The sequence below is a fragment of the Ornithinibacillus bavariensis genome, assembly GCF_018333235.1.
In the GTDB taxonomy this organism is placed as follows: Bacteria; Bacillota; Bacilli; order Bacillales; family Amphibacillaceae; genus Ornithinibacillus; species Ornithinibacillus bavariensis.
The window spans coordinates 267988-292263 of the sequence record NZ_BORP01000002.1; the positions used below are offsets into that span (position 1 = coordinate 267988).

Annotated in this window: 21 protein-coding genes; 12 read left to right on the forward strand and 9 right to left on the reverse strand. The window is 38.3% G+C overall.

Annotation, left to right across the window (positions count from 1 at the left end):
• Nucleotides 1–19 precede the first annotated feature (19 nt).
• Both KI338_RS07115 and hemQ read right to left on the reverse strand, forming a co-directional pair.
• A complete protein-coding gene (locus tag KI338_RS07115; protein WP_212920314.1) occupies nt 20–442 on the reverse strand; it encodes a cell wall hydrolase in 423 nt (140 codons plus the stop codon).
• A gap of 269 nt (nt 443–711) precedes the next feature.
• Nucleotides 712–1461, reverse strand: coding sequence for a hydrogen peroxide-dependent heme synthase (gene hemQ, locus KI338_RS07120; protein ID WP_212920315.1), 750 nt, complete (start codon nt 1459–1461; stop codon nt 712–714).
• Nucleotides 1462–1748: 287 nt separating this feature from the next.
• On the opposite strand from hemQ, the gene pta reads away from it, so the two are divergent.
• Nucleotides 1749–2720 carry a phosphate acetyltransferase gene (gene pta, locus KI338_RS07125; protein WP_212920316.1) on the forward strand — a complete coding sequence of 324 codons (972 nt, stop codon included), beginning with the start codon at nt 1749–1751 and terminating at the stop codon, nt 2718–2720.
• A 75-nt stretch (nt 2721–2795) separates the two neighbouring features.
• On the opposite strand, the gene KI338_RS07130 is transcribed toward pta, so the two are convergent.
• Nucleotides 2796–3653, reverse strand: coding sequence for a lipoate--protein ligase family protein (locus tag KI338_RS07130; protein ID WP_212920317.1), 858 nt, complete (start codon nt 3651–3653; stop codon nt 2796–2798).
• 97 nt (nt 3654–3750) lie between these two features.
• Here KI338_RS07130 and KI338_RS07135 point away from each other — a divergent pair, with 97 nt between their 5' ends.
• The 3 genes from KI338_RS07135 (at nt 3751) to KI338_RS07145 (ending at nt 6146) form a co-directional block, all read left to right on the forward strand.
• Nucleotides 3751–5055, forward strand: a complete 1305-nt coding sequence (locus KI338_RS07135; protein ID WP_212920318.1) for an HD domain-containing protein — start codon at nt 3751–3753, stop codon at nt 5053–5055.
• The gene (locus KI338_RS07140; RefSeq protein WP_212920319.1) at nt 5055–5558 is read left to right on the forward strand and encodes a YwgA family protein; all 504 of its coding nucleotides are present in this window, start codon (nt 5055–5057) and stop codon (nt 5556–5558) included. The genes KI338_RS07135 and KI338_RS07140 overlap by 1 nt, the downstream gene beginning before the upstream one ends.
• A 75-nt stretch (nt 5559–5633) precedes the next feature.
• The gene (locus tag KI338_RS07145; RefSeq protein WP_212920320.1) at nt 5634–6146 is read left to right on the forward strand and encodes a YwhD family protein; all 513 of its coding nucleotides are present in this window, start codon (nt 5634–5636) and stop codon (nt 6144–6146) included.
• 602 nt (nt 6147–6748) lie between these two features.
• On the opposite strand, the gene dltD is transcribed toward KI338_RS07145, so the two are convergent.
• The 6 genes from dltD to KI338_RS07175 all read right to left on the reverse strand — a co-directional run bounded on the left by dltD (nt 6749) and on the right by KI338_RS07175 (nt 13887).
• Nucleotides 6749–7924 carry a D-alanyl-lipoteichoic acid biosynthesis protein DltD gene (gene dltD / locus KI338_RS07150; RefSeq protein ID WP_212920321.1) on the reverse strand — a complete coding sequence of 392 codons (1176 nt, stop codon included), beginning with the start codon at nt 7922–7924 and terminating at the stop codon, nt 6749–6751.
• Nucleotides 7921–8154, reverse strand: a complete 234-nt coding sequence (gene dltC / locus KI338_RS07155; protein WP_212920322.1) for a D-alanine--poly(phosphoribitol) ligase subunit 2 — start codon at nt 8152–8154, stop codon at nt 7921–7923. The genes dltD and dltC overlap by 4 nt, the downstream gene beginning before the upstream one ends.
• Nucleotides 8155–8367: 213 nt before the next feature.
• A complete protein-coding gene (gene dltB, locus KI338_RS07160) occupies nt 8368–9534 on the reverse strand; it encodes a D-alanyl-lipoteichoic acid biosynthesis protein DltB (protein WP_212920323.1) in 1167 nt (388 codons plus the stop codon).
• Nucleotides 9531–11051, reverse strand: coding sequence for a D-alanine--poly(phosphoribitol) ligase subunit DltA (gene dltA / locus KI338_RS07165; protein WP_212920324.1), 1521 nt, complete (start codon nt 11049–11051; stop codon nt 9531–9533). The genes dltB and dltA overlap by 4 nt, the downstream gene beginning before the upstream one ends.
• Before the next feature lie 112 nt (nt 11052–11163).
• A complete protein-coding gene (dltX, locus tag KI338_RS07170) occupies nt 11164–11310 on the reverse strand; it encodes a teichoic acid D-Ala incorporation-associated protein DltX (protein ID WP_244853447.1) in 147 nt (48 codons plus the stop codon).
• 522 nt (nt 11311–11832) lie between these two features.
• Nucleotides 11833–13887, reverse strand: coding sequence for a transglycosylase domain-containing protein (locus KI338_RS07175; protein WP_212920325.1), 2055 nt, complete (start codon nt 13885–13887; stop codon nt 11833–11835).
• A gap of 194 nt (nt 13888–14081) precedes the next feature.
• On the opposite strand from KI338_RS07175, the gene KI338_RS07180 reads away from it, so the two are divergent.
• From KI338_RS07180 to meaB, 8 genes are all read left to right on the forward strand, one after another.
• Nucleotides 14082–14510, forward strand: a complete 429-nt coding sequence (locus KI338_RS07180; RefSeq protein WP_212920326.1) for a YwiB family protein — start codon at nt 14082–14084, stop codon at nt 14508–14510.
• Complete coding sequence (gene argS, locus KI338_RS07185; RefSeq protein WP_212920327.1) at nt 14507–16177, forward strand: arginine--tRNA ligase; 1671 nt, start codon at nt 14507–14509, stop codon at nt 16175–16177. The genes KI338_RS07180 and argS overlap by 4 nt, the downstream gene beginning before the upstream one ends.
• A gap of 311 nt (nt 16178–16488) precedes the next feature.
• Nucleotides 16489–18597 (forward strand): (Fe-S)-binding protein, encoded by a 2109-nt coding sequence (locus KI338_RS07190; protein ID WP_212920328.1) that lies wholly within the window; start codon nt 16489–16491, stop codon nt 18595–18597.
• A 120-nt stretch (nt 18598–18717) separates the two neighbouring features.
• On the forward strand, nt 18718–19905 hold the full coding sequence (locus tag KI338_RS07195) for an acetyl-CoA C-acetyltransferase (protein ID WP_212920329.1): 1188 nt from the start codon (nt 18718–18720) through the stop codon (nt 19903–19905).
• Nucleotides 19906–20124: 219 nt separating this feature from the next.
• The gene (locus KI338_RS07200) at nt 20125–20976 is read left to right on the forward strand and encodes a 3-hydroxybutyryl-CoA dehydrogenase (RefSeq protein WP_212920330.1); all 852 of its coding nucleotides are present in this window, start codon (nt 20125–20127) and stop codon (nt 20974–20976) included.
• A 68-nt stretch (nt 20977–21044) separates the two neighbouring features.
• Complete coding sequence (locus KI338_RS07205) at nt 21045–22175, forward strand: acyl-CoA dehydrogenase (protein WP_212920331.1); 1131 nt, start codon at nt 21045–21047, stop codon at nt 22173–22175.
• A 13-nt stretch (nt 22176–22188) separates the two neighbouring features.
• The gene (locus tag KI338_RS07210; protein WP_212920332.1) at nt 22189–23328 is read left to right on the forward strand and encodes an acyl-CoA dehydrogenase; all 1140 of its coding nucleotides are present in this window, start codon (nt 22189–22191) and stop codon (nt 23326–23328) included.
• Nucleotides 23329–23342: 14 nt separating this feature from the next.
• Entirely contained in the window at nt 23343–24275 is a 933-nt protein-coding gene (gene meaB, locus KI338_RS07215; protein ID WP_212920333.1) for a methylmalonyl Co-A mutase-associated GTPase MeaB, read from the forward strand.
• The last annotated feature ends 1 nt before the right edge of the window (nt 24276 follow it).

A 24276-nucleotide genomic window follows, 5' to 3' on the forward strand; every position in this document is an offset into this window, starting at 1 on the left:
TCCTAAATAAATATTTTCCCTAAAATACTGAAGGACAATCTGATTGGGTAGGGGAATAAAAACAGTGAGACTTAAACCTTCCACTATTCCACTGATTAAACCACTGGGCAGGACAATTCCCCTGCGGTTTAAAAAACCATAGTGAATTAGTTGCAGGGTGGAATCTTTCCCCATTTATTGTTCTGCGAGCTAATCGTTTTTCTGACTCTCTCGCTCGCTGATAAAAATAGCCCTTTTGTGTTGCTTCAAATCCCCCTGGGTTTTGAAAAACCATTTGATTCATTGTGCGAATATCTTTAAAATCTAAGCAATTAGCAAGAATCCGGTTAACTCCTACATTTCCGACCATTAGCATTCCGAGTTGGCCTTCCCCTTCTGCCTCTGCTCGCATTAATCGTGCTAGTAAGTCCACATCCTTTTCTGTAAATGCAATGACAGCCATGGGTACACCTCATTTCATTCCAAGGTCTACTAAGATTATATGTATGAGTAGGCGGAAGGTGATATGCCTAGAGAATTAAATTAGGAAAAAATTAATGTTAATGTGAAGAGTATGGGGAGTACATTTTTATAGTGAATTGTTAGAAAAGACAAGGAGTATTAAAAGTTGAGTTGGCAATCTTTATCTAAGCTCGACAAATTGTTAGCTTCTACTACAATACGAAAATAAAAGAGACTTCCTGTCTAAATAAGAAGTCTCTTGTCCTACACTTAAATTTCCAAGAAATTTGCGATTTCCTCTTTCTTAAGAATGTTACCGACAAAAAATTCACCGAATTCGCCATAACGTGAGCTAACTTCATCAAAGCGCATTTCATAGACAATTTTCTTGAATTGTAGTGCTTCATGAGCGAATAAGGTTACACCCCATTCCCAGTCATCAAGGCCAATAGATCCAGTGATAAATTGCTTCACCTTACCAGCATATTTGCGACCAGTTTTACTGTGCTCATAAAGTAATTTTCCTCGAACATCTTTTTCTAATGTATACCAGTTTTCATCGCCGACACGACGTCTGTCCATAGGATAGAAGCAAACATGCTCCCATTTAGGAAGTATAGGCTTTAGGCGTGCTTGAGTTTCTGGCAATGTCTCTGGGTCAATGCCATCCTTCATTGGGCGATATTTGGATAGCTCAATAACGGATACATACGAATGAGCTGGAATTAAGAATTCACCAATCTTAGATTTGTTTAGCTCTGTTTCAAGCTCATTTAACTCTTCCATTGTTGGGCGTAAAAACATGAACATGATGTCTGCTTTTTGTCCAACTATTTTATATAAGGCATGGGACCCATTCTTTGCTTCTTCTACAGCATCCCACTTGTCCACTAATGCTTCAAAGCTAGCAATTGCTTCCTTTTGCTCTTCTAGCGTTGCTTTTTTCCAGTAGCTCCAATCTATTGTGCGAAAGTCGTGTAAACTGTACCAACCATCCATTGTTTCAACAGCTTCAACCATAAGTATCTCTCCTTCATGTTTGTTATTATATGTAAACTATATCACAATTAAATCCCATAATCATGGGATAGGTCTTATGACCAAAATCATTCAAAATACTTATGTATCAAGGATTTTGTCGTTTTAATGGTCGTTTGTCACGATATTGTCATTTCTATATAAGTCCCTTTTACTTTCATTCGACAGGTAAATACACTATCATAAAATATGTTTTCTAAACGATATTATGTGCAACTTTTGTAGATTTTTGCTACATATTAAGAACATAGCATACATGGAGGTTAAAAATGAGTAGCTTATTTGATCAAGTTAAAGCCAATGTAATTGGAAAAAATAAAACGATTGTATTTCCTGAAGGATTAGATGAAAGAATTCTTCATGCTGCAAGTAAACTAAATAAGGAAAATGTCGTAACGCCTATTTTAATTGGAAATAAAGAGGCGGTTGAAGCGAAGGCGGAAGAATATCAGGCTGATATTAGTGGAATCACTATTTTAGATCCGAACAGTTATGAGAAATTTGCTGAGATGGTTGCCCAGTTTGTTGAACGACGTAAAGGAAAGGCAACGGAAAAAGATGCACGTAAAATCTTACAGGATGAGAACTACTTCGGAACTATGCTTGTCTATATGAATGAAGCGGATGGGCTTGTAAGTGGTGCAGCACATTCTACAGCTGATACCGTAAGACCTGCACTACAAATTATAAAAACAAAACAGGGCGTTAAGAAAACTTCTGGTGTATTCATCATGGAACGGGATGATGAAAAATATGTATTTGCTGATTGTGCGATTAATATTGCTCCAGATAGTAATGATCTAGCTGAGATTGCTGTTGAATCTGCTGCAACTGCGAAGTTATTTGGAATAGATCCTAGGGTTGCGATGCTAAGCTTTTCTACGAAAGGTTCTGCAAAGTCTCCGGAAACGGAAAAGGTTGTCGAAGCATTGAAGCTTGCTAAGGAAAAAGATTCCTCATTAATTATTGATGGTGAGTTTCAATTTGATGCAGCATTTGTTCCAAGTGTAGCAGCAAAGAAAGCGCCTGATGCAGTTATAAAAGGGGATGCCAATGTTTTTATTTTCCCAAGTCTTGAGGCAGGCAATATTGGGTATAAAATTGCTCAACGCTTAGGTGGATTTGAGGCAGTTGGTCCAATCCTACAGGGACTGAATAAACCAGTTAATGACTTATCTCGTGGTTGTAACGCAGAAGATGTTTATAATTTAGCATTGATTACTGCCGCACAATCACTTTAAACGGAAATGCTTGTAACAGGAATTCGTTACAAGCCTCCTTTTTTAGATAAAGCAAAAAGAAGCTTAATGCAATTCCTAAGCTTCTTTTTGTTTTTCCGATATTTTTTCATTTCGTTTAACCATCTGTTCATACCGCTTTTCAAATACGTCCAATTCCTCTTCTGAAAACGGGGTTTCGACAATATCACCTAACTCCTGCAAAGCTGCTACAACTCTGCTTTTTATGTCACTTATTGTCAATTTCCGCCCGGTAAGCTTCGACAATGATCCCATCACTTCAGGATTTACATGAGGATATGTGAATTTTGTCTCTTCACCCTTGAGGCTAATTTGATAAAAATCCCGAATTAACGAGGCACGCTCAAAACTGTCACCTTCCACATCTAGATAAATTTGTATGGCAGCCCCATCACGTACTCTTCGCTGGGATATTCCAGCAAACTTCTTTCCGTTAATGCTAAGATCATAATCTCCAGGGCAATAGGATTCGACAATTTCATATGCCTTTATTTCTGTTGTTATATCCTGTAGCATATGCTTAACAAAATGCACCATCGCTTCATAGCAATCATGAATCGACAAATGCTTTACACCTGGTAGAATAAGGGATAGATTGAGGACACCACTGTCTAGTGCTACTGCAAGTCCACCAGAATTTCGTACAACTACATGGTAGCCATGACGAGCTAATAATTTTACACCTTCCTCTATATAAGGAAGTTTAGCATCTGGTATGCCTAGAACAATTGTTTTAGGATGCAACCATAAGCGTACAACAGGTGGGGATTTTTCTAGACTTACAGAAGTCGCTAGTGCATCATCAATAGCAAAAGAGATTACAGCAGTATTTTTCACATGATGAAAATATTCCAGATTGGTGTGATCGATAAAACGAAATGTCGATTGTGTCACAATTTCCTGCCAGCTTTTCATTGTAGTCTCCTTTTAAGTTCGAAACATGTCTTTTTTCACTTGACTATCTATTATATAATAATAACAAAATCGTCGAATAGAAACGAGTTGAACCATCGTGACTTATAAAAATGAGCAACTACATGAAGAGAAGGTGTTTAAGGATCCAGTACATGCCTATGTCCATGTACGTGATCGAGTTATTTGGGACTTGATTGCAACTCCAGAGTTTCAACGCCTTCGTAGAATAAAACAGCTTGGAACGACCAATATTACCTTCCATGGAGCCGAACATAGTCGTTTTAATCACTCTCTTGGCGTTTATGAAATTGTCCGTCGAATTATATATAATTTTCAAGGTAGACCCCATTGGAATAATGATCAGCGCTTACTCTGCATGTGTGCGGCGCTATTACATGACTTAGGACATGGTCCTTTTTCCCATTCCTTTGAAAAAGTTTTTAAGCTAGATCATGAGTATTTCACGCAACAAATCATTTTAGGGGATACATATGTTAATAAAGTGTTAGAGCGTGTAAGTCCAGGGTTTGCCCAAGAGGTAGCAGATGTTATTGCTAAAACCCATTCAGATAAACTTGTCGTTAGCTTAATATCAAGTCAAATAGATGCAGATCGTATGGATTATCTGCTTCGTGATGCATATTACACAGGGGTAAGCTATGGTCATTTTGATATGGAACGGATTTTACGAGTCATGCGCCCTATCGAAGATCAAGTAGTGATCAAATCGTCTGGTATGCATGCCGTAGAAGATTATATTATGAGTCGTTATCAAATGTATTGGCAAGTATATTTTCATCCTGTCACAAGAAGTGCAGAGGTCATTTTAACGAAAATATTACATCGAGCAAAGCAACTCTATGAATCTAACTATCAATTTAAATTGCAGCCAACTCACTTTCTTACTTTCTTTTCAGGTGATGTTTCCTTAGAAGAGTATTTGAAGTTAGATGAATCCGTTGTCCACTACTATTTCCAGCTTTGGCAAGAGGAGGAAGATGAGATTCTTAGAGACCTTTGTGAGCGATTCATGAATAGACGCCTCTTTAAATATGTTGAATTTAATCCGAATAAACAAATAGGTGATTTAATGCGGCTTATTCAGCTGTTCAAGGATGCAGGAATCGATTCCGATTATTACTTAGTAGTTGATTCATCTTCCGATTTGCCGTATGACTTTTACCGTCCGGGTGAAGAAGAAGAGAGGCTCCCAATTCATTTAGTAATGCCAAATGGTACATTAAAGGAGTTATCTAGGCATTCAGATATCGTTGAAGCCATTTCAGGTAAAAAAAGAACAGACCATAAATTATATTTTCCTAAAGATATGATATATGCCATTCAAGATGAGGAAATTAAACAAGATATTATAGGGATTCTATTTAGTAAGGAGAGAATATAATGCTGGATAACCATGCTAAATTAATGCAGTTTTTTTCCGAAGCCGAGGAGGTCACAGGCAGAAAAAAACTACAAAAGATGATATATATCTTACAATCATTAGGTGTTCCATTTGAGGAGAAGTTTCAGTTTCATTTCTATGGACCATATTCTGAGGAGCTTTCCTTACGTATAGAAGAATTATGTAATTTAGGATTTATTCATGAAAAGAAGGAAGTGAAGAGCAACTATTTCCAATATCATTATTCCTTAACAAAGGATGGAACAGCATTTTTACAACAATTTTCAACGAATTTACCAGATTGTACAAAGATGATTACTAGATTACAGGAGAAGAGCTCTCGTTTTCTGGAACTAGTGTCTACCATGCTTTATTTTCGAGAACTACCTAAGCGTGAGGTAGAAGAAAAGGTTCATACCGTTAAGCCAAAGCAAAATTATAGTGAAGATGAAATGGCAGAGGCATGGCAGTTCATTTCTGAGCTTTCGAAACAGGCTCACTAGGGTTGCCTAACGTGAAATTGGTTAGCTAGCTATGCTACAATAGAAGATAAAGAGTATTGAATAGGAGGCTAGTTAATGAGCGGAGATCAATCTTCAGAAAATAAGAATCGGTTTACGATAATCAAAGATGATTCGAATGATGGACATGGGGGCTATGGAGTTGGTGCTATTAGTCTAGAGAATATGTCGTCTATTATTGTGGACCCAAATGAAAATAAAGCATATGTGGATATGGGGGCCATGCACGCACGAAGCGATGTAGAAAGACGTGTCAAATTTCAACCAGATAAGTCGTTAGTTCCTGATGGAAAGCTTTACTGGATTGTATGGGTAACCGTCGAACGTAATGAAAACGGACCTTATTATGCAGGTGTTGCAGGAAGTGAAATTCGAGTTGACCGTCCAAATAAAATTGCCTATAAATCAATGCCAGAGCATGTTAAACATATGGAAAAATCATTGAAGGGCCATGTGATTGTTGAACATATGGATGAGCAATCAAGACACCTTCTCCGCAACTTCTTACAGGAGTTCAATCCCGAGCTGTGGAACAACTCAAGTGAACAGTTGAAGGAAGCTTTGGGCTAAGCTGAACGTTAAAGAGGCTGGGACATAACAAAGAGATTTATTCTAAAAACGAACAATGGCCAAATTAGCTTCGGAAATATACGCAGACTCCTGCGGGAGGCTCACCAGCCGCCCGCGGAACGCGAAGTATATTTCCGAAGCGAGTTTACGCTGTAACTATATGAATTGTTCGACTTTTATTTTCAAATAAATTCTTTTGTCCCAGCCTCTTTTTAATGGATAGGAAATTATTAAATTATGTGATTGTAGATAGTTTTGTGTGGAAAATGGCAATTAACAGTTTGTTATAGGGTGATAAATTAAATCTTAATAAACATTTCAACGGATGTATGATACATTCTAATCATAGTATTAAAAGCTTTAAAGAATCCGCGTGGAGAATCAATTCGATGTGGGTTTTTTGATTTCGGTTATGCAATTCATGTTTTCGTTAGTAGTTACAAATGACAAGGTGATCACACAGGATATTGTAATAACAAAAAAATCCCGCAAACGATTGCGGGATTTTGCTCATGTCTTAACATTCCAATGATTAGCCAAACTAGCCAAAAAGGATTTCTATGGTAGGTTTCGCAATAATAATTTATTGGATAAATCATGTCCTACCGTTTCCAATGTTCTATCAAGGCTTGATCCACGTAAACCCAGCCCTTCCAGGCAATATGCATCGGATCTTTTAAAAAGTAAGGGTCATATTCATGTCCTGAAAAGTCAGCAACAGGAAATCCGGCTGTTTCTACCTGATCAACGATGGATTGATAGAATTCATTACGCACTTCTATTGGAAGTCCAGCATAATCGTACCATAGACCATTAATCGGTAAGGAGATAAAAATAGGGTCTGCTCCTTTATCCTTGAAAAGATCTAGTACCATTTGAAAGTCTTGATACTCTAAAGATCCCGCAAAAGTTGCGTTTTTCTTATAACCTTTTAGCTTAGCCTCTATTGGAGCGTAGTTATGATTGTAGTAATCATTATCCATAAAATATGGGTTGTTATTTGCACGTTCTTTTCCGTAGTTGCTTGCTTCCTCTAAAAGTTCTTCCCATGATTTATTTCTTACTAAATCGTTATCTTGATGGTGGTCTCTATTGGGAAAACCGAAGGCAGCATAATATAAATCCTTCTTTTCTAATAGTTTCTTTTTCATATAGGCTAGTGGTCTTACAAGTTTTGCTTTCCAATGATGTTCCTTTGAAGGTGATATTTCGTATTCATATAACGTAGTCAAAATAGTATCTCTTTTGACAACATCAAATTGCAGGATACGGCGAATCGCTTCCCTCTTCAATTCAGGATCAATCGTATCATTGAAGGCTAAATTGTACGCTTTTAGCATCGAATAGTTTGGTTCAAAATGGGCATTATCAATTCCTTCTGTTATAAACCATTGTGGAGAGACGATGAAAGCAATTTTCTTCCCTTTTAATTGCTCAGCCTGGGAAGCAAGATCCATAAAAAGTATTAGTGATTGTGTTCCACCACGCCCAATTAGAAAAGGTGTATAATCCAAATTATTGGCTTCCGCAAAATTAGACGGGTGAAATGGATCGAAACGAGAAAGCTCTGAAGATCCATAAATCGGAAAATACTTATCATCTGCGAGCATTCTGCCTTGTAAATAGTCTCCTTGAAACATTAATGGACTCAAACTGGTTGCTGCTTGCTGAACTTTTTTATCTGAAATAAAATACTCAAGCCAACGATTGGGAAAGAATAAAAAAACCAAAAATAAGGAAACCGCAATGAAGAGCGGTACAAAAGAGTACTTCTTCATGCGCGATCAGCTAATTCCTTTGCAATTTTATTAGGAGTATTCCACTCCTCACGGTTAAACTCTGTAATTGGAACACTTATCCCAAACCGTTCCTCTATCTCTACAAGCAATGTAATTGTTCCAAATGAATCGAGTAATCCAGCTTCAAAAATATCCATGTCCAATTCTTCTTTTACTACATCATCCTGACAAACCTCTGCTAATAAATCATATACATCTTGTTTTTCCATAGTTGTTCATTCTCCTTTATCGTTGTTTTTTCTAAGTTAAAGTTTGATATGGAATACCTCTAAAAAGTGTTTTAAATACGCCCACGGGAGGAGAGACATAGATGAGATTTCGCATCTTGGAAAGAGCGAAGAGTCTCAATAGCCTCTCTTAAAAGGCGGAGTATAAATTTGCTGCTCCCTTTAAATAACGGGAGCGTATAGAGTAACAGTAAATCAATAAAATAAATTCCCTGAAAAAATATAAAATCCAAAACATACGAAATGGAATGTGATGATAACTGCTACAACATGTGTAAATTTATTTTTCGGCCATACTTTATGCTTTTTATTCCAACGGTCAAAAAAGTCAAAACCAATGATTAAACATGCATGGTACAAGCCGTATACGATGTAATGTGGTGCGAGGCCATGCCAAACACCCATGAGTAAAAACAACATCAAATAGCCTAAATTTGAAATGGTAACACGATTCTTAATCCATTTCTTTTTGGTCATCCAAAAGGCAAATCGCATATAAACATAATCCCTAAACCAAAATGATAACGTCATATGCCAGCGATTCCAGAAGTCTTTAATATTTCTACTGATAAATGGTAGATGAAAGTTCTCCGGTGTTTTAATTCCCATGATATAGCTAATACCAATTGCAAAAGCACTGTATCCAGCAAAGTCAAAGAATAAGTACAAACTGTAGGAATACATATTCAATAAGTGATACTGTACTGGATGCAATTCAAAATAATGGGTTTCTAGTAATTGCACGATAATATAAAAATGAATCAAAAAAGCAATTATAAATTTATAGAGAAAACCACGGAAAATCTTATTGATTCCCAAGTATAAGTATTCACGGTAGGCCTCTTTTGTCGGTACGGTATGCACATCCTTCTGAAATCTACGCCACCTGTCAATTGGGCCTGATGAAAGGCTTGGGAAAAACAATAAAAAGTATAAGAAATCCGCTAATGGAATTTCACTCTTTATGAGACCATCTCTAATCTCCATTATCATTTGTACTGCTTTAAAGGTAAGATAGGATACCCCTAAAAAACCAAATAGATGATTAAGCCCTAAAATTGGTAGTATTTTTACTAGAATTAGAGGCATTATCGAGGCAATAATTCCTATACAAAATATTGCAGTACTATTCGCTTTTTTTCGGTATGCTATATATCCTTTTACTAATACCACTTGCCATATAGTGAATATTAGTAATGAAATTGTTCCTAGTAAGCTATTCGCAAAGATGATTGCCAGCATAATAATCGTAACAACCATGTTATATTTCCGAGAGGCTTTCCCTTGAAGCCCCATAATAATAGATGGGATTAATAGAATCCCAACAATAAAGAAAAAGTAAAAGGATTCAAAAGGTATCATGCTAATACTCCTGTAGCTAATAGTTTACGGTCAACCTTTCCGTTTGCAGTCATTGGTAGTTGATCCAAATAAGTGAACTTTCTTGGAATCATATATGCCGGGAGTAGGTTAGACAGCTCTTTGCGAAGTGCGGCGGTTAATTGGTATTCCTTTTCGAAGGAGTGCTCATTTGTTACGATATAAGCCGTCAAATAATCTACCTTTTCTTCACGATAAACGGGCTCCACAATACATGATTTCACATAATTAGACTGAGCAATGCTGTACTCGATTTCTTCCAGTTCCATACGATACCCGTGAACTTTTACCTGAAAGTCTAATCTTCCTAAATAATAATACAGGCCGCCTTTTTTGTATCCAGCATCACCGGTTGTATAGGCTTGTTTATTGTTCATGATTCCAAAGGATTTTTCTGTTAATTCGGGACTTCCAAGATAGCCTTTGCTAACACTTGGGCCAAGAATTATCAATTCACCCTTTTCTCCTTCTGCAACAGGAGCCCCATTCTCATCCACAACAAGTAGCTCCGTATCCTGTTTACAATGTCCGATAGGGAGGACTGTATGTGAGTCTGCTATTTCCTTCGTTATTTCAAGCTTAGTAATAGCCACAGTCGCTTCTGTAGGGCCGTATAAATTAAAAATACGGGCATTAGGAAAGCGCTTCTGTAGCTGTTTGGCCAAATTTACCGGAAGAATCTCACCGCAAAAGAGAAATGTCCTCAGATTCGGGAGAAGCTCTTGCCTAAAGCTTGGCTCCATTAAGCATAGCTGGGCAAATGATGGCGTAGAAGTCCAAACCTCGATATCAGATTGACTCAAGCCTTCAAAAAGCACTTTTGGATTGGCAATCATCTCTTTCGTTACTGCAAATAATGTTCCGCCTGAACATAATGAAGGATAGAGATCCATTACGGATAAATCAAATGAAAATGGTGCTTGATTAAGGAAAGTCTGCTCACGTTCGATTGGGAAATCCACTAACATCCAATCTACGAAACTACTAAGGTTATTCGCCGAAATTTGAACTCCCTTTGGATTACCGGTACTTCCTGATGTGTAAATGATATAGAAATTATCATTACCCTGTACCCAATGCTTCGAGCTTGATTTTTCCGCGTCATCTACCAGAAGCTTCTTAAGCTCCATTTCTTTTATGATCTTAATGGGATGTTTAGAAAACATTTCACAGCTCATATCCTCTGTTGCGATTAAAAACTCCGCCTGGGAACTTTCAATTATTTTATTAATTCGTTCGAAAGGAATGGAAACATCTACTGGAATATAAGGATGACCAGATTTCACACTTCCAAGAAACGATATAAGTACTTCAGGTTTCATGTGTCCATAGACGATAATTGGGGACTTAGCTTGGCTGGATTGTTTTAATAAATATGCAGCCAATTGGTCAGATTGTTCCCACAGCTCTCCATATGTTATCGATCTATCTTCACTCTTAAAAGCAATTTTTTCGGAATAGCCTATCGAATTTTGTTGGATTGCTTTTAGTATGTTCATATTCTCTTTACCTCTCTTTTTCTCTAATGCATGTTCAAAAAGGACTTAGTTGGTCATTGTGATAGGATAACAATCCATGTATCAACTTTCAAGGCCCTTTTTTGCACTCACTTTAAAATTCATTGTAAATAAATGGTCCAGCATTCATATCGTGGAATCCATAAATGAGTACAAGTAAAATTAAAATGACTAAATAATATAAGGTCTGACCTGTCATTTTTGCAAACGTGTTGTCAATTAATGTTCTTACGACTTTCAACCAATTGTTCCCCTCTCTTTTCACAATCTCCTAAAACATAATAGCACTATTTGTTTTCTTTGAATCATCTTTTTTGAAAAAAATGTCGTATTTACATGAATATAAGACGTTTCAACTGTTAAAAAGGTTTCACATCTTTGTAAAATATGTCATTAAATTGTAATTTGTCTATGATTAGTAAGAAAAATTGATTCTCATATTGAAGGGGTGCTTAAATCTTCCTAAATAGGGAAGTGGAAATTTATTTCCAATTCTTGTTAGGGGATATTCACTGACAGTTACTGCTAAAAAAGTGAACAAATTGTGTCTGAAAAGTGAATCTTTAGCTAAAATCTTGTACTTTACTTAAGAAATTTGTAAACTTAGTAATACATGGGCTTACTCATGTATTACTAGGACAAAAGAGAAGCCGACGACATGCAAGCTGGACACTTGCTGTACGTCGGCTTCTTTTGTTTTCTAAATAGAACCACAACCAAAAGTTCAAAAACCTAACTAAAATTCAATAATGATGCATCTACTTTAGTCAAAAAACACCTCAAACCATCGTTGGAACAGCCCTTTTTCTTTCTTTTCCTTCTTCTCTTCGTGCTTTATTTCTTCTCCATTATAATGTTCGGAACAATGGAATTCCGGCTCGGTTCCCTTTTCAAAGAACATGACGGTACTTGTTGGACAATGTGGCGTAGCCCGTAGTCCTGTTTTTGGATCAATAGGAATAGCAACAAGACCTTCTGGTGCTTCAAAATGTTGCTTTGGTAAATCTTTATGTGCTTTTTCCATAAGATCAGCCCATATATCTTTGGCATAACCACGTTCTTTCGTGGATGTAATCGTCCGGTTGTCATCAAAGCCAGTCCATACTCCTGCTACAAGAGATGGACTAAAGCCTATCATCCAGTTGTCTGAATCGGTTGAGCCAGTTTTTCCAGCGTAGGTCCTAGATAGTTTGTCCGTAATAGAAATACCAGTAACAGACGTATAGCCATTTAAATCCGCATCAAACATCCCTGTCATCAGCTGGGTGAGAATATAGGCTTTTGGAGGATCTAGGACTAATGATTTCTTGTTGTTTTTTCTCTCATAGACCGTTTTGCCAGTTCGATCAACAATTTTTTCAATCGTGTGTCCGTTTATACGATATCCTCCGTTGGCAAGTATTCCATATGCGGAAACCATCTCTTCAACGGTAACCGCTGCTGTACCTAAGGCAAGGGATGGTACAGCAGGGAGCTTACTTGATATGCCGAATTTTTTTGCTGTTTCCACTAATGTTTCTTCACCAAGATACGTATTCGTCTTCACAGCGTAAATATTATCAGACAGTGCAATAGCCTGTGCTAATGTAATTGGTTCATTTGCATAATAACCATTAAAGTTGCTTGGTTGATATACATTACCACCTTCAATTTCAAAGGAAGTTGGCTTACTCATGAGTTTGGTAGTAGCTGTGTAACCGTTATTTAATGCAGCGTAATATAAAAAGGGTTTAAAGGATGAACCAGGCATCCGTTTTGCTTGTATAGCTCGGTTATACGGACTATCCTGATAGCTACGTCCACCGGCGAGGGCACGAATCGCACCAGTTGCTGGATCCATGACAACAGCTCCAGTTTCGATCTCGCTAGTTTCCGGAATGGTAGCTGCAATACTTTCCTCTAAGTATCCTTGCATGGCGGAATCCAAGGTTGTGTATATCTGATAGCCACCAGAACGTACAGATTCAAGGTCAAGCTCCAGTCTCTTTGCTGCCTCATTTAAGACAGTATCTTGAAAATAAGGCCCAACAGTTAACGATTTTCTTTCTTTTTTTGTTACATATTGGAGATTTTCTTGACTAGCTTTCGTGTATTCTTTGTCAGATATAACATTTTCGTCATGCATAATGGTTAGAATATGCTGCTGACGGCTGTTTGCCTTTTCCTGATTATTAAATGGTGAATAGTAGGTTGGTCCTTTGGGGATTCCTGCAAGCATTGCTGCCTCAGCAAGGGTTAATTCATCTGCTGCTTTATTAAAGAAATGGTTACTTGCAGCCTCTATCCCATAAGCACCGTGGCCATAGTAAACGGTATTTAAATACCCTTCTAGAATTTCGTTTTTGGAGTAAAACATCTCAAGACGAATGGTGTAAAATGCTTCCTTAATTTTTCGAGTCCAGGTTTTCTCAAAGGAAAGATAAAGATTTCGTGCATATTGCTGGGTTAGCGTGCTAGCACCTTCTTTTAACGACATGGTTTGAATATCCTTTATGATTGCACCAATAATGCGCTTTACATCAAAACCATGGTGCTGATAAAAGCGTTGATCCTCAATCATGAGAGTAGCATCAATGATGTGAGGAGACATTTCATCTATATCTACCCAAGATCTGTTTTCAAAACCATCCTCTTCACCGATTACTTCGCCATCCTTATTATAATAAATAGTGTTTTGGTCTGCTGAAAGATTTGGTGGACCAAGTAGGAAAGCAACCAAATAGACTAAAAGTACAGCAGATAATAAAAAAAGGATTGAGCCAACAATCATCTTTAGAATTATCCCTTTGATTCTATTTCCAATAAATATCTTTTTCATATTTGCCTACTCCGTTTGATTATGTCGTTTTTTGTCAAGTAATACCATTATGGGAAAAGTACGAACGAATTAAACTGGAAAATGTATATTTTTTGCCCGTTCATCGACTAAACGAAAAAACTATTTTTATTGAAATACCTCTCTACAACTCGCTATAATAGAAAAATATGATATGAATTGGAAAGGCGACCAAGATGGAACAAGTTTTAATAACATTACATACCCGAATTATGGATGATGGGGAAGAAGAAACTTCTCAGAATACCTATAGGGGCCATTATTATGAGAAGAATAATCTTGAGGTACTGTCATTTGAGGAGAAAACGGAAGATCAGTACCTCATCAAAAGTTTAATAACAATTCAGCCTGAAAAGGTTACTATCAAGCGTTCAGGACTAATTTCGATGAATCAACAATTCCGTAAAGACCAAATTACGGAAAGCATTTATACACATCCACATGGTCATATGCGGATGGAGACCTTTACGAATGCCATTACCTATCAAGTGGATGACCAACAAACTAGGGGTCAGCTTAAAATAGATTATACGGTGAAATTGAACGGACAAGAGGAGCGTCATCATATGTTAACGCTCACCTATCAAAAGGAGGACATACAATGAACGTGTTGGCACAAACTGAAATGAAGGTAAAAGAACAGATTAAAGCATCTGTACTGAAAGCGGGATTAGCTACCGAACAGGAGCTTCCAGATATTATCTTAGAAAAACCAAAGGATAAAGCGCACGGAGATTTTGCTACGAATATTGCTATGCAATTAGCGAGAATTGCTAAAAAAGCCCCTAGACAAATCGCTGAGGATATTGTGAATAATTTAAATCAAGATGCAGCCTCTATTGAAAAGATTGAAATAGCTGGACCAGGATTTATCAATTTCTTTATGAAAAATGACTTTTTAACTGATCTTATACCGACAATATTAGAAGCTGGAACGGAGTATGGTAAGACGGATTATGGGCATGGACAACGTATTCAGGTGGAATTTGTTTCGGTAAATCCCACAGGAAATCTACATCTAGGACATGCACGTGGTGCAGCATTTGGGGATGTTTTATGTAATGTTCTTCATGCAGCAGGCTATGCTGTAGAGCGTGAATACTACATCAATGATGCTGGAAATCAAATTGATAATCTAGCTCTTTCGGTGAATGCACGTTATTTGCAGGCGCTTGGGCAGGAAGCAAGCATGCCTGAAGATGGTTACCATGGTCAGGATATTGTAGAAATTGGGAAAAGGTTAGCTGAAGAACATGGCGATAAATGGGCAAATAAGACGGAAGAAGAACGATTAGCTTACTTCAAAGAGTATGGACTTGAATATACATTAGGTAGAATTAAGAAAGACCTTGATGATTTTGGGGTACATTTTGATAATTGGTTCTCCGAGCGTAGTCTATACCAAAATGACGAAATTGCTGACGTGTTAAATAAGTTAAAGGCTGGCAGATACATCTATGAAAAGGATGGAGCAACCTGGTTCCGTTCCACAGATTTTAATGATGATAAAGACCGTGTACTTGTAAAAAATGATGGTGCATTTACTTATTTAACACCAGATATTGCTTACCATCAAAACAAACTAAACCGTGGGTTTGACAAGCTGATTAATGTATGGGGTGCAGATCATCATGGCTATATTCCACGAATGAAGGCAGCAATCCAGGCGCTTGGTTATGAAGCGGATAAATTAGATGTTAAGATCATTCAAATGGTAAATCTATTTGATGGTGGCGAAAAGCTTCGCATGAGTAAACGGACAGGTAATGCAGTATCTTTAAGGGAGTTAATGGATGAGGTAGGGATTGATGCTGTTCGCTATTTCTTTGTAGCCCGTTCAAATGACACGCAGCTTGACTTTGATGTTGAGCTTGCACGCTCCGAGTCCAACGATAACCCTGTTTACTATGTACAATATGCCCATGCTCGTATTTGTACGATGTTAAAGCAGGCAGAAAATAAGGGCATAGAAATTAAGCAATCCTTTGATCCATCCTTATTAACATCGGAAAAAGAACTTGATTTATTGAAGAAAATGGGGGATTTTCCGCGAGTAATTGTCGATGCAGCTGAGAAGCATGCACCACAAAAAATAACCCAGTATGTATTTGATTTAGCATCATTATTGCATAGCTTTTACAACGCTGAAAAGGTTCTAGATTCGGAAAATGTTGCACTTACCAATGCAAGAATAGCTTTAATGAAGGCTGTGCGGATTACCCTTGAAAATGGATTGAAGTTAATTGGAGTAAATGCTCCAGAAAAGATGTAATTATTTAATGAATAGAAAGGGACCTGTAATAAAACTAGGTCCCTTTTTATTCACTTGTAAGTATTTTATATTGAAAACGCGTCATATGTATTATTCCCAAAAAGCATTATACTGACAAATGATAAATTATAGTCATAGCATTAAAAACTGGTTGACTGAATAGTCATTCATAATTTATAGTAGTAGTTGAAATACTGTTTTTTATTTTCGGAAAAATGGAATCGCTATCATTTTTTTGGTGGAAAGTAATTCAGAGGTAGTAATAGAATAAATTAGGACAATGAACTTCAGACAGTCAGGAGGATCAGCTGATGGAAAATCTATTCTTATTGGTGAACACATTAGTATTTATTGCCATAGTTCTCTATGCACTATACTTGTTTGGTAGAGTAATAGCAACACGGGTAGCCTACATACGGTTAGGTAGAAAATCAGAGTTTGATGGTGATATTAAGGAACGAGTAAATCGAATAGTTAAGATTGTTTTTGGTCAATCCAAGCTACTAAAGGATAAAAAATCTGGGATTATTCATGTCATGATGTTCTACGGTTTTATTCTTGTACAGTTTGGAGCAATTGACTTCATCGTAAAAGGGATATCACCTGGTAATCACCTGCCATTTGGGTTCTTATATCCTGGCTTTACTTTTTTCCAAGAAATTGTTACCTTGACCATTTTAGTAGCCGTCATCTGGGCATTTTACCGCCGTTATATTGAAAAGCTGGTCCGTTTAAAGCGCGGGTTAAAAGCTGGATTAGTATTGATCTTTATCGGGACATTAATGCTTTCTGTATTACTAGGAAACGGAATGGCGCAAATTTGGCATGGGGAAGCTGCTACATGGACAGAACCAGTTGCTAGTTTGATAGCTACTATTTTTGGATTCTTATCTCCAACCTCTGCGATGGTTGTTTTCTTTATTGCATGGTGGATACATAACCTTACATTATTAACGTTTTTAGTCTATGTTCCACAATCCAAGCACGCACACCTAATTGCAGCACCAATTAATGTATTTTTAAGTAAACGTGTGCCTGGCAAATTAAAAAAGCTGGATTTCGATATCGATGAAGAAAGCGAAGAAGAGGTTTCTTTTGGTGTTGGTAAGGTAGAGGACTTCGAACAAGTTCAAATGATCGACTTTTATGCTTGTGTGGAATGTGGTCGTTGTACAGATGTTTGTCCAGCAGCGGGTACTGGGAAGATGCTGTCCCCGATGGATTTAATGATAAAAATACGTGACCACTTAACAGAGAAGGGTGCGGCTATTACGGGTAAAACACCTTGGGTACCTGCTTATGCATTTGCGAGTACTCAAGGTAATCAACTAGCCAAAACTACTAGAAACGAAGCTGCAGCAACGATGGAAAACATTAGCCTAATCGGTGATGTTATTACAGAAGAGGAAATTAATGCCTGTACAACTTGTCGTAACTGTGAAGATGCATGTCCTGTCATGAACGAGCATGTCGATAAAATTATCGATTTACGCCGTTATCTTGTGATGACAGAAGGGAAGATGGATTCTGAGATTCAACGTGCGGTTATGAATATTGAGCGGCAAGGAAATCCTTGGGGATTATCTAAAAAAGACCGTATTAAGTGGCGTGAAATTGATGAGTCTGCCTACATTCCTACAGTGAAGGAACTGAAAAAAGAGGATAAAGATTTTGAATACTTGTTTTGGGTTAGCTCTATGGGGTCATTTGATGCACGAAGTCAAAAGATTGCTATTGCTTTTGCAAAACTAATGAACCAGGCCGGTGTGAGCTTTGCTATTTTAGGTAATAAAGAGGAAAATTCTGGAGATACGGCTAGACGTATTGGTAATGAATTTTTATTCCAAGAAATTGCCGAGCGAAACATTAGTGAATTTGAGAAAAATGGCGTGAAAAAGATTGTGACAATCGACCCACACGCATATAATATTTTTAAAAACGAGTATCCTGACTTTGGCTTTGAAGCCGAGGTTTACCATCATACACAATTATTGTATGATTTAGTTATGGAGGGTAGGTTAAAGCCTACAAAGGCGATTAATGAACGCTTAACATATCATGATTCCTGCTATTTAGGAAGATATAATGGGGTTTATGATCCGCCACGAGAAATTTTACGCGCAATTCCAGGATTAGAGCTTGTCGAGATGGATCGCAGCCGTGAAAATGGCATGTGCTGTGGTGCTGGTGGAGGTCTAATGTGGACAGAGGAAACCACTGGTAACCGAATCAATGTTGCGCGTACAGAGCAAGCGCTTGCGGTGGAGCCAACGGTTATCTCTAGTGCTTGTCCGTATTGTTTAACGATGTTAAGTGATGGAACAAAGGCAAAAGAAGTAGAAGAGGATATTAGTACAATGGATGTAGCAGAGATTCTTGCTCTATCCGTTTTAGTTGAAGAAGAAGTAAAGACAGCTTAAATTGATAAGGGGGGGTTCTAATGAAATGACCCCTCTTATTTTCCGAATAGGCATCGAGCGAGCGTTCAATCGTAGAGAAATAGAATTTTAATAACACTAACATTAGAGGAGGAAAATGGAATGAAAAAATCTGTTATAGTTTCAGGAGCTAGAACTCCCTTTGGCAAGTTCGGTGGCGCATTAAAGCCATTGACAGCAGCACAACTTGGCGGTAAGGCAATTAAAGCGGCAATCGAGCGAGCAGGTGTCGATGGTTCAGAAGTTGGAGAGGTTATTATGGGGAATGTCCTACAAGGTGGTCAAGGTCAGCTCCCTTCGCGTCAAGCAGCAAGAGAAGCCGGGTTGCCATGGGACGTAAAAACAGAAACAATTAATAAGGTATGCGCTTCTGGGTTACGTAGTGTAACACTTGCAGATATGCTAATTCGTTTAGGAGAAGAAGATATTATTGTGGCAGGTGGCATGGAGAGCATGAGCAATGCTCCATACATTTTGCCAGATGCACGTTGGGGAAATCGCATGGGTGACAAACGTGTTGTTGATATGATGGTACATGATGGCCTAACCTGCTCCTTTACTGGTGTACACATGGGAACGTACGGCAATGCAACAGCAGAGGAATTTAACTTAACACGTGAAGCCCAGGACGAATGGGCGTATCGCAGCCATATGCGAGCTATTCAAGCGATAGACGAAGGAAAGTTTAGTGAAGAAATTGTTCCAGTCGAAATACCACAACGGAAAGGCGAACCGATTGTAGTGAATCAAGACGAGGCGCCAAGAAAAGATACAACGGTAGAGGTGCTAGCAAAATTAAAGCCGGCATTTGATAAAGACGGTACCATCACGGCAGGAAATGCGCCAGGTATTAACGATGGTGCAGCAGCATTTGTCATAATGTCCGATGAAAAAGCGGCAAGTCTCGGCAAGAAGCCTATGGCAACTATCCTAGGTCATGCTGAGGTCGCTGTCGAAGCAAAAGACTTCCCGAAAACACCAGGAATTGTTATTAATGCGTTATTTGAAAAAACAGGCTATAGCAAAGATGATATCGACCTATACGAAATAAATGAGGCTTTTGCAGCAGTATCATTGGCAAGTAGTGTAATTGCGGATTTGGATCCTGAAAAAGTAAATGTAAACGGTGGTGCAGTTGCACTTGGTCACCCAATTGGAGCAAGTGGAACCCGCATTATCCTAACACTAATTCACGAATTAAAGCGACGTGGAGGCGGACTAGGAATTGCAGCAATTTGTAGTGGCGGTGGTCAAGGTGATGCCATATTGATTGAGGTACCAGGGGAATAATCCTTTGTTGATCTGGAACATACTCATGGTTTAATATTCACCTATTCTAGTAGGGCTCCAGTGCAAGCTTAGACACATAGTTCGTGAGTATAAACAAAGTCTAATAATGCTAACTTAATACATTTTAGCAACATTTTATGAAGCCAGAAAAGACACCTAGATACAAATTCTATTCATCTATCTTTTCTGGCTCTCTCTTCATACATAGGAGGTGCAAGGATGACTATTAAAACAGTAATGGTAATTGGTGCAGGACAAATGGGGGCAGGAATTGCTCAGGTTTTTGCACAAGCTGGTTTACAGGTATTTTTAAATGATATGAATGAAGTAGCACTTGATAAGGGAATGAAAAATATTGAAAAGCTATTAGCCCGTGCGGTGGAAAAGGGCCGCATGGAGGAGGAAGAAAAAAATAGCACATTGAGTAGATTAACCTCTACCAACACGATAAATGACGCACAACACTGTGATCTAATTGTCGAAGCTGTTGTAGAAAATATGAATGTGAAAACCAAGGTGTTTAAACAGCTTGATGAGATAGCACCGAAGCATGCCATACTTGCTTCTAACACATCATCACTTCCAATTACTGAAATTGCAAGCGCTACCAATAGAGCTAGTCAAGTAATTGGAATGCATTTTATGAATCCAGTACCGGTAATGAAATTAGTTGAAATTATTCGTGGGCTACAAACTAGTGATGAAACATATCAGGCAATTGAAAACCTGACACATCGGTTAGGCAAAACTCCAGTTGAAGTGAGTGATTTTCCAGGCTTTGTTTCAAATCGCATTTTAATGCCAATGATTAATGAAGCAATTTATACCTTATATGAAGGAGTGGCATCGGTCGAGGATATTGATACTGTTATGAAGTTAGGTATGAACCATCCAATGGGGCCTTTGCAATTAGCTGATTTTATTGGACTAGATACATGTCTATATATTATGGAAGTATTGCATGAAGGATTTGGTGATAGTAAATATCGACCATGTCCATTATTAAGAAAGTATGTAAAAGCGGGATGGCTAGGGAAAAAGTCTGGAAGAGGTTTTTATCAATATGATTGAATTAATCGTTACGGATTCCTAGACAATCACCTGAAGATGTTTGAAACAACGAGAGGGGGTAGCCGGTTATGCATTTTCGATTCACCGAGGAACAGCAGATGATGCGTAAAATGGTTCATGATTTTGCACAAAAAGAGGTACTACCAGAAATAGAACGAATGGAAAAGGAAGAACGCTTCCCAATTGAGGTCATTCGAAAGATGGGGGAGCTAGGTATTATGGGCATCCCCATTCCCGAAGAGTATCGTGGCTCTGGAATGGATTATACATCCTATATTATAGCAATTCATGAGTTATCAAAGGTTAGTGCAACATTAGGAGTTATATTATCTGTTCATACATCTGTAGGTACCAATCCTATCCTATTTTTCGGAACAGAGGAGCAAAAGCAAAACTATGTTCCAAAGCTAGCAACCGGTGAATACTTAGGAGCATTCGCATTAACAGAGCCCCAGGCTGGATCAGATGCCAAAAATGTAAAGACAACTGCCAAACGCGATGGAGATCATTATATTATAAATGGCTCAAAGGTGTTTATAACCAATGGTGGAGCTGCTGATACGTATATTACGTTTGCACGAACAGGTCCAGAGGAGATCAGTGCCTTTATTGTAGAAAAGGGGACAGAGGGATTTGTTATTGGAAAACAGGAAAAGAAGATGGGACTACACGGTTCCAGCACAGTCCAGTTAACATTTGAAAACTGCCGTATAAAAAAGGAACAGCTACTTGGTAAAGAAGGTGAAGGCTTTAAAATTGCTATGTCTAATCTAAACAAAGGTCGGGTCGGCATTGCAGCACAGGCGCTTGGTATCGCTGAAGCGGCGCTAGAACATGCAACAAACTATGCCAAAGAACGGGAGCAGTTCGGAAAACCAATTGCTCATAATCAGGGTGTATCGTTTAAACTCGCAGATATGGCAACACAGGTAGAGTGTGCAAAGCTATTAGTCTATCAAGCAGCATCACTTATTGAAGAAAATAGACCATGTGCAAAGGAAGCTTCGATGGCAAAGCTATTTGCAACAAACACTGCAATGAAAACAGCAATTGAAGCAATACAGATTTTTGGTGGATATGGCTATACAGAAGAATATCCAGTGGAAAGACTCTTCCGTGATGCAAAAATCACGCAAATTTATGAGGGTACAAATGAAATCCAGCATATGGTTATTGCAAACCAAATATTGAATGCTTAGGAGGCTACGAAACATGAATTTTCAATTGACTGAAGAACAAGAAATGCTACGAAAAATGGTACAGGATTTTGCTAAGAAAGAGGTAGAACCAACAGCAGCAGAGCGTGATGAGGAAGAGCGTTTTGATCGTGAAATATTTAATAAAATGGCTGAACTTGGTCTAACCGGAATTCCTTGGCCAGAAGAATATGGTGGTATCGGTGCTGATTATGTAAGTTATGTCATTGCTGTAGAAGAGCTATCTCGAGTCTGCGCATCAACAGGTGTAACACTTTCCGCCCATTTATCACTAGCTAGCTGGCCAATTTATAAATACGGCTCAGAGGAACAAAAGAAAAACTTTTTAAATCGTTTAGCAACTGGTGAGGCTCTTGGAGCGTATGCTTTATCTGAGCCTGGTGCAGGAAGTGATGTCGCATCTATGAGAACGACTGCTAAGCTAGATGGTGATTACTATATACTAAATGGTAGCAAGGTTTGGATTACGAATGGTGGAGTCGCTGATATTTACGTTGTGTTCGCTAAGACCGATATTGATGCACGACATAAAGGAATAAGTGCGTTTATTGTGGAAAAGGGAACAGAAGGATTCACGTTTGGTAAGAAAGAGAAGAAGCTAGGAATTCGTTCATCACCGACAACCGAATTGATTTTTGAAAATTGTCGTGTACCAAAGGAGAACTTGCTTGGAAGTGAAGGAGAAGGCTTTAAGATTGCCATGACAACACTTGATGGTGGTCGTAATGGTATTGCTGCACAAGCTGTTGGAATCGCCCAAGGTGCCCTTGATGCTGCAATCAATTATGCAAAAGAGCGGGAACAATTTGGCAAACCAATTGCCCATAATCAAGGAATATCTTTCAAACTAGCAGATATGGCAACGGAAATAGAAGCTGCTCGTCTATTAACCTATCAAGCTGCATGGCTAGAATCTCAAGGGCTTCCATATGGGAAAGCATCTGCCATGTCGAAGCTATTTGCTGGAGACACTGCAATGCGTGTGACGGTTGAAGCGGTACAAGTTTTTGGAGGCTACGGTTATACAAAGGATTACCCAGTAGAACGCTATATGCGTGATGCAAAGATAACGCAAATCTATGAAGGTACACAAGAAGTACAACGTCTTGTGATTGGAAGAATGCTAACGAAATAGAAAGGATGTCCAGGATGCACCAGCTAGTGGAAAGGATTGCCAAACAAGATATACGAGCATTAGCGAAAGCAATCACGCTTGTAGAAAATGATTCTGAAGATAAGTTACAGATTATGCAGGATGCCTTTTTGCTCAAGAAGAATGGAATGTACGTTGGACTAACTGGTTCTCCTGGTGCAGGAAAAAGTTCATTAGTCAATCGATTGATTAGTCATATAAGAACGATGGGGAAGACAATTGCTGTCATTGCTGTTGACCCGTCCAGTCCATTTAGTGGTGGTGCACTACTTGGTGATCGGGTACGAATGAATGAACATTTCACTGATGATGGCGTTTATATCCGAAGTATGGCCACAAGAGGAAGTCTTGGAGGCCTAGCTCGTGCCACGAAGGATGCCATTCGATTATGTGATGCATATGGCTTTGATGTCATTCTAGTGGAAACGGTAGGTGTTGGACAGTCTGAACTAGATATCATGAAAATCGTTGATACCACAGCGGTAGTACTTACCCCGAATAGCGGAGATGTTATGCAGATTTTTAAAGCCGGAATCATGGAGATTGCTGATTTATTCGTTATTAATAAGGCAGATTTGCCTGGTGTGAATAAGCTTAAAGCCATGCTTAGAGAGCTAGTTCATATTACCAAGACAGAAGAACATCCAATAGCTATCGTTAAAACGATTACGACAGAGAATGAAGGCATTGATTTACTTTGGGAGAAAATTGAAGAGCATCATACCTACCTGTATCATACCAACGAAGGAGAAAAACGCCGTAGTATGCAATATCATTTGGAATTAGTTGAATTGATACGGGAGGAAATCTGGCGAGATGTGGATAAATTCATTACGACTCATGTTGATTTTCCCAAGGATCTACAAAGCGTAGATCCTTATCGACTTGCAAGCGTTTGGTATGAGAAATGGAAGAAAGAAGGGAGATAGA

Excerpts from the sequence above, each read along its gene's own strand:
- KI338_RS07115 (WP_212920314.1), bottom strand. The coding sequence starts at position 442 with ATGGCTGTCATTGCATTTACAGAAAAGGATGTGGACTTACTAGCACGA.
- hemQ (WP_212920315.1), bottom strand. The coding sequence starts at position 1,461 with ATGGTTGAAGCTGTTGAAACAATGGATGGTTGGTACAGTTTACACGAC.
- pta (WP_212920316.1), top strand. The coding sequence starts at position 1,749 with ATGAGTAGCTTATTTGATCAAGTTAAAGCCAATGTAATTGGAAAAAAT.
- KI338_RS07130 (WP_212920317.1), bottom strand. The coding sequence starts at position 3,653 with ATGAAAAGCTGGCAGGAAATTGTGACACAATCGACATTTCGTTTTATC.
- KI338_RS07140 (WP_212920319.1), top strand. The coding sequence starts at position 5,055 with ATGCTGGATAACCATGCTAAATTAATGCAGTTTTTTTCCGAAGCCGAG.
- KI338_RS07145 (WP_212920320.1), top strand. The coding sequence starts at position 5,634 with ATGAGCGGAGATCAATCTTCAGAAAATAAGAATCGGTTTACGATAATC.
- dltD (WP_212920321.1), bottom strand. The coding sequence starts at position 7,924 with ATGAAGAAGTACTCTTTTGTACCGCTCTTCATTGCGGTTTCCTTATTT.
- dltC (WP_212920322.1), bottom strand. The coding sequence starts at position 8,154 with ATGGAAAAACAAGATGTATATGATTTATTAGCAGAGGTTTGTCAGGAT.
- dltB (WP_212920323.1), bottom strand. The coding sequence starts at position 9,534 with ATGATACCTTTTGAATCCTTTTACTTTTTCTTTATTGTTGGGATTCTA.
- dltA (WP_212920324.1), bottom strand. The coding sequence starts at position 11,051 with ATGAACATACTAAAAGCAATCCAACAAAATTCGATAGGCTATTCCGAA.
- KI338_RS07175 (WP_212920325.1), bottom strand. The coding sequence starts at position 13,887 with ATGAAAAAGATATTTATTGGAAATAGAATCAAAGGGATAATTCTAAAG.
- KI338_RS07180 (WP_212920326.1), top strand. The coding sequence starts at position 14,082 with ATGGAACAAGTTTTAATAACATTACATACCCGAATTATGGATGATGGG.
- argS (WP_212920327.1), top strand. The coding sequence starts at position 14,507 with ATGAACGTGTTGGCACAAACTGAAATGAAGGTAAAAGAACAGATTAAA.
- KI338_RS07190 (WP_212920328.1), top strand. The coding sequence starts at position 16,489 with ATGGAAAATCTATTCTTATTGGTGAACACATTAGTATTTATTGCCATA.
- KI338_RS07195 (WP_212920329.1), top strand. The coding sequence starts at position 18,718 with ATGAAAAAATCTGTTATAGTTTCAGGAGCTAGAACTCCCTTTGGCAAG.
- KI338_RS07200 (WP_212920330.1), top strand. The coding sequence starts at position 20,125 with ATGACTATTAAAACAGTAATGGTAATTGGTGCAGGACAAATGGGGGCA.
- KI338_RS07205 (WP_212920331.1), top strand. The coding sequence starts at position 21,045 with ATGCATTTTCGATTCACCGAGGAACAGCAGATGATGCGTAAAATGGTT.
- KI338_RS07210 (WP_212920332.1), top strand. The coding sequence starts at position 22,189 with ATGAATTTTCAATTGACTGAAGAACAAGAAATGCTACGAAAAATGGTA.
- meaB (WP_212920333.1), top strand. The coding sequence starts at position 23,343 with ATGCACCAGCTAGTGGAAAGGATTGCCAAACAAGATATACGAGCATTA.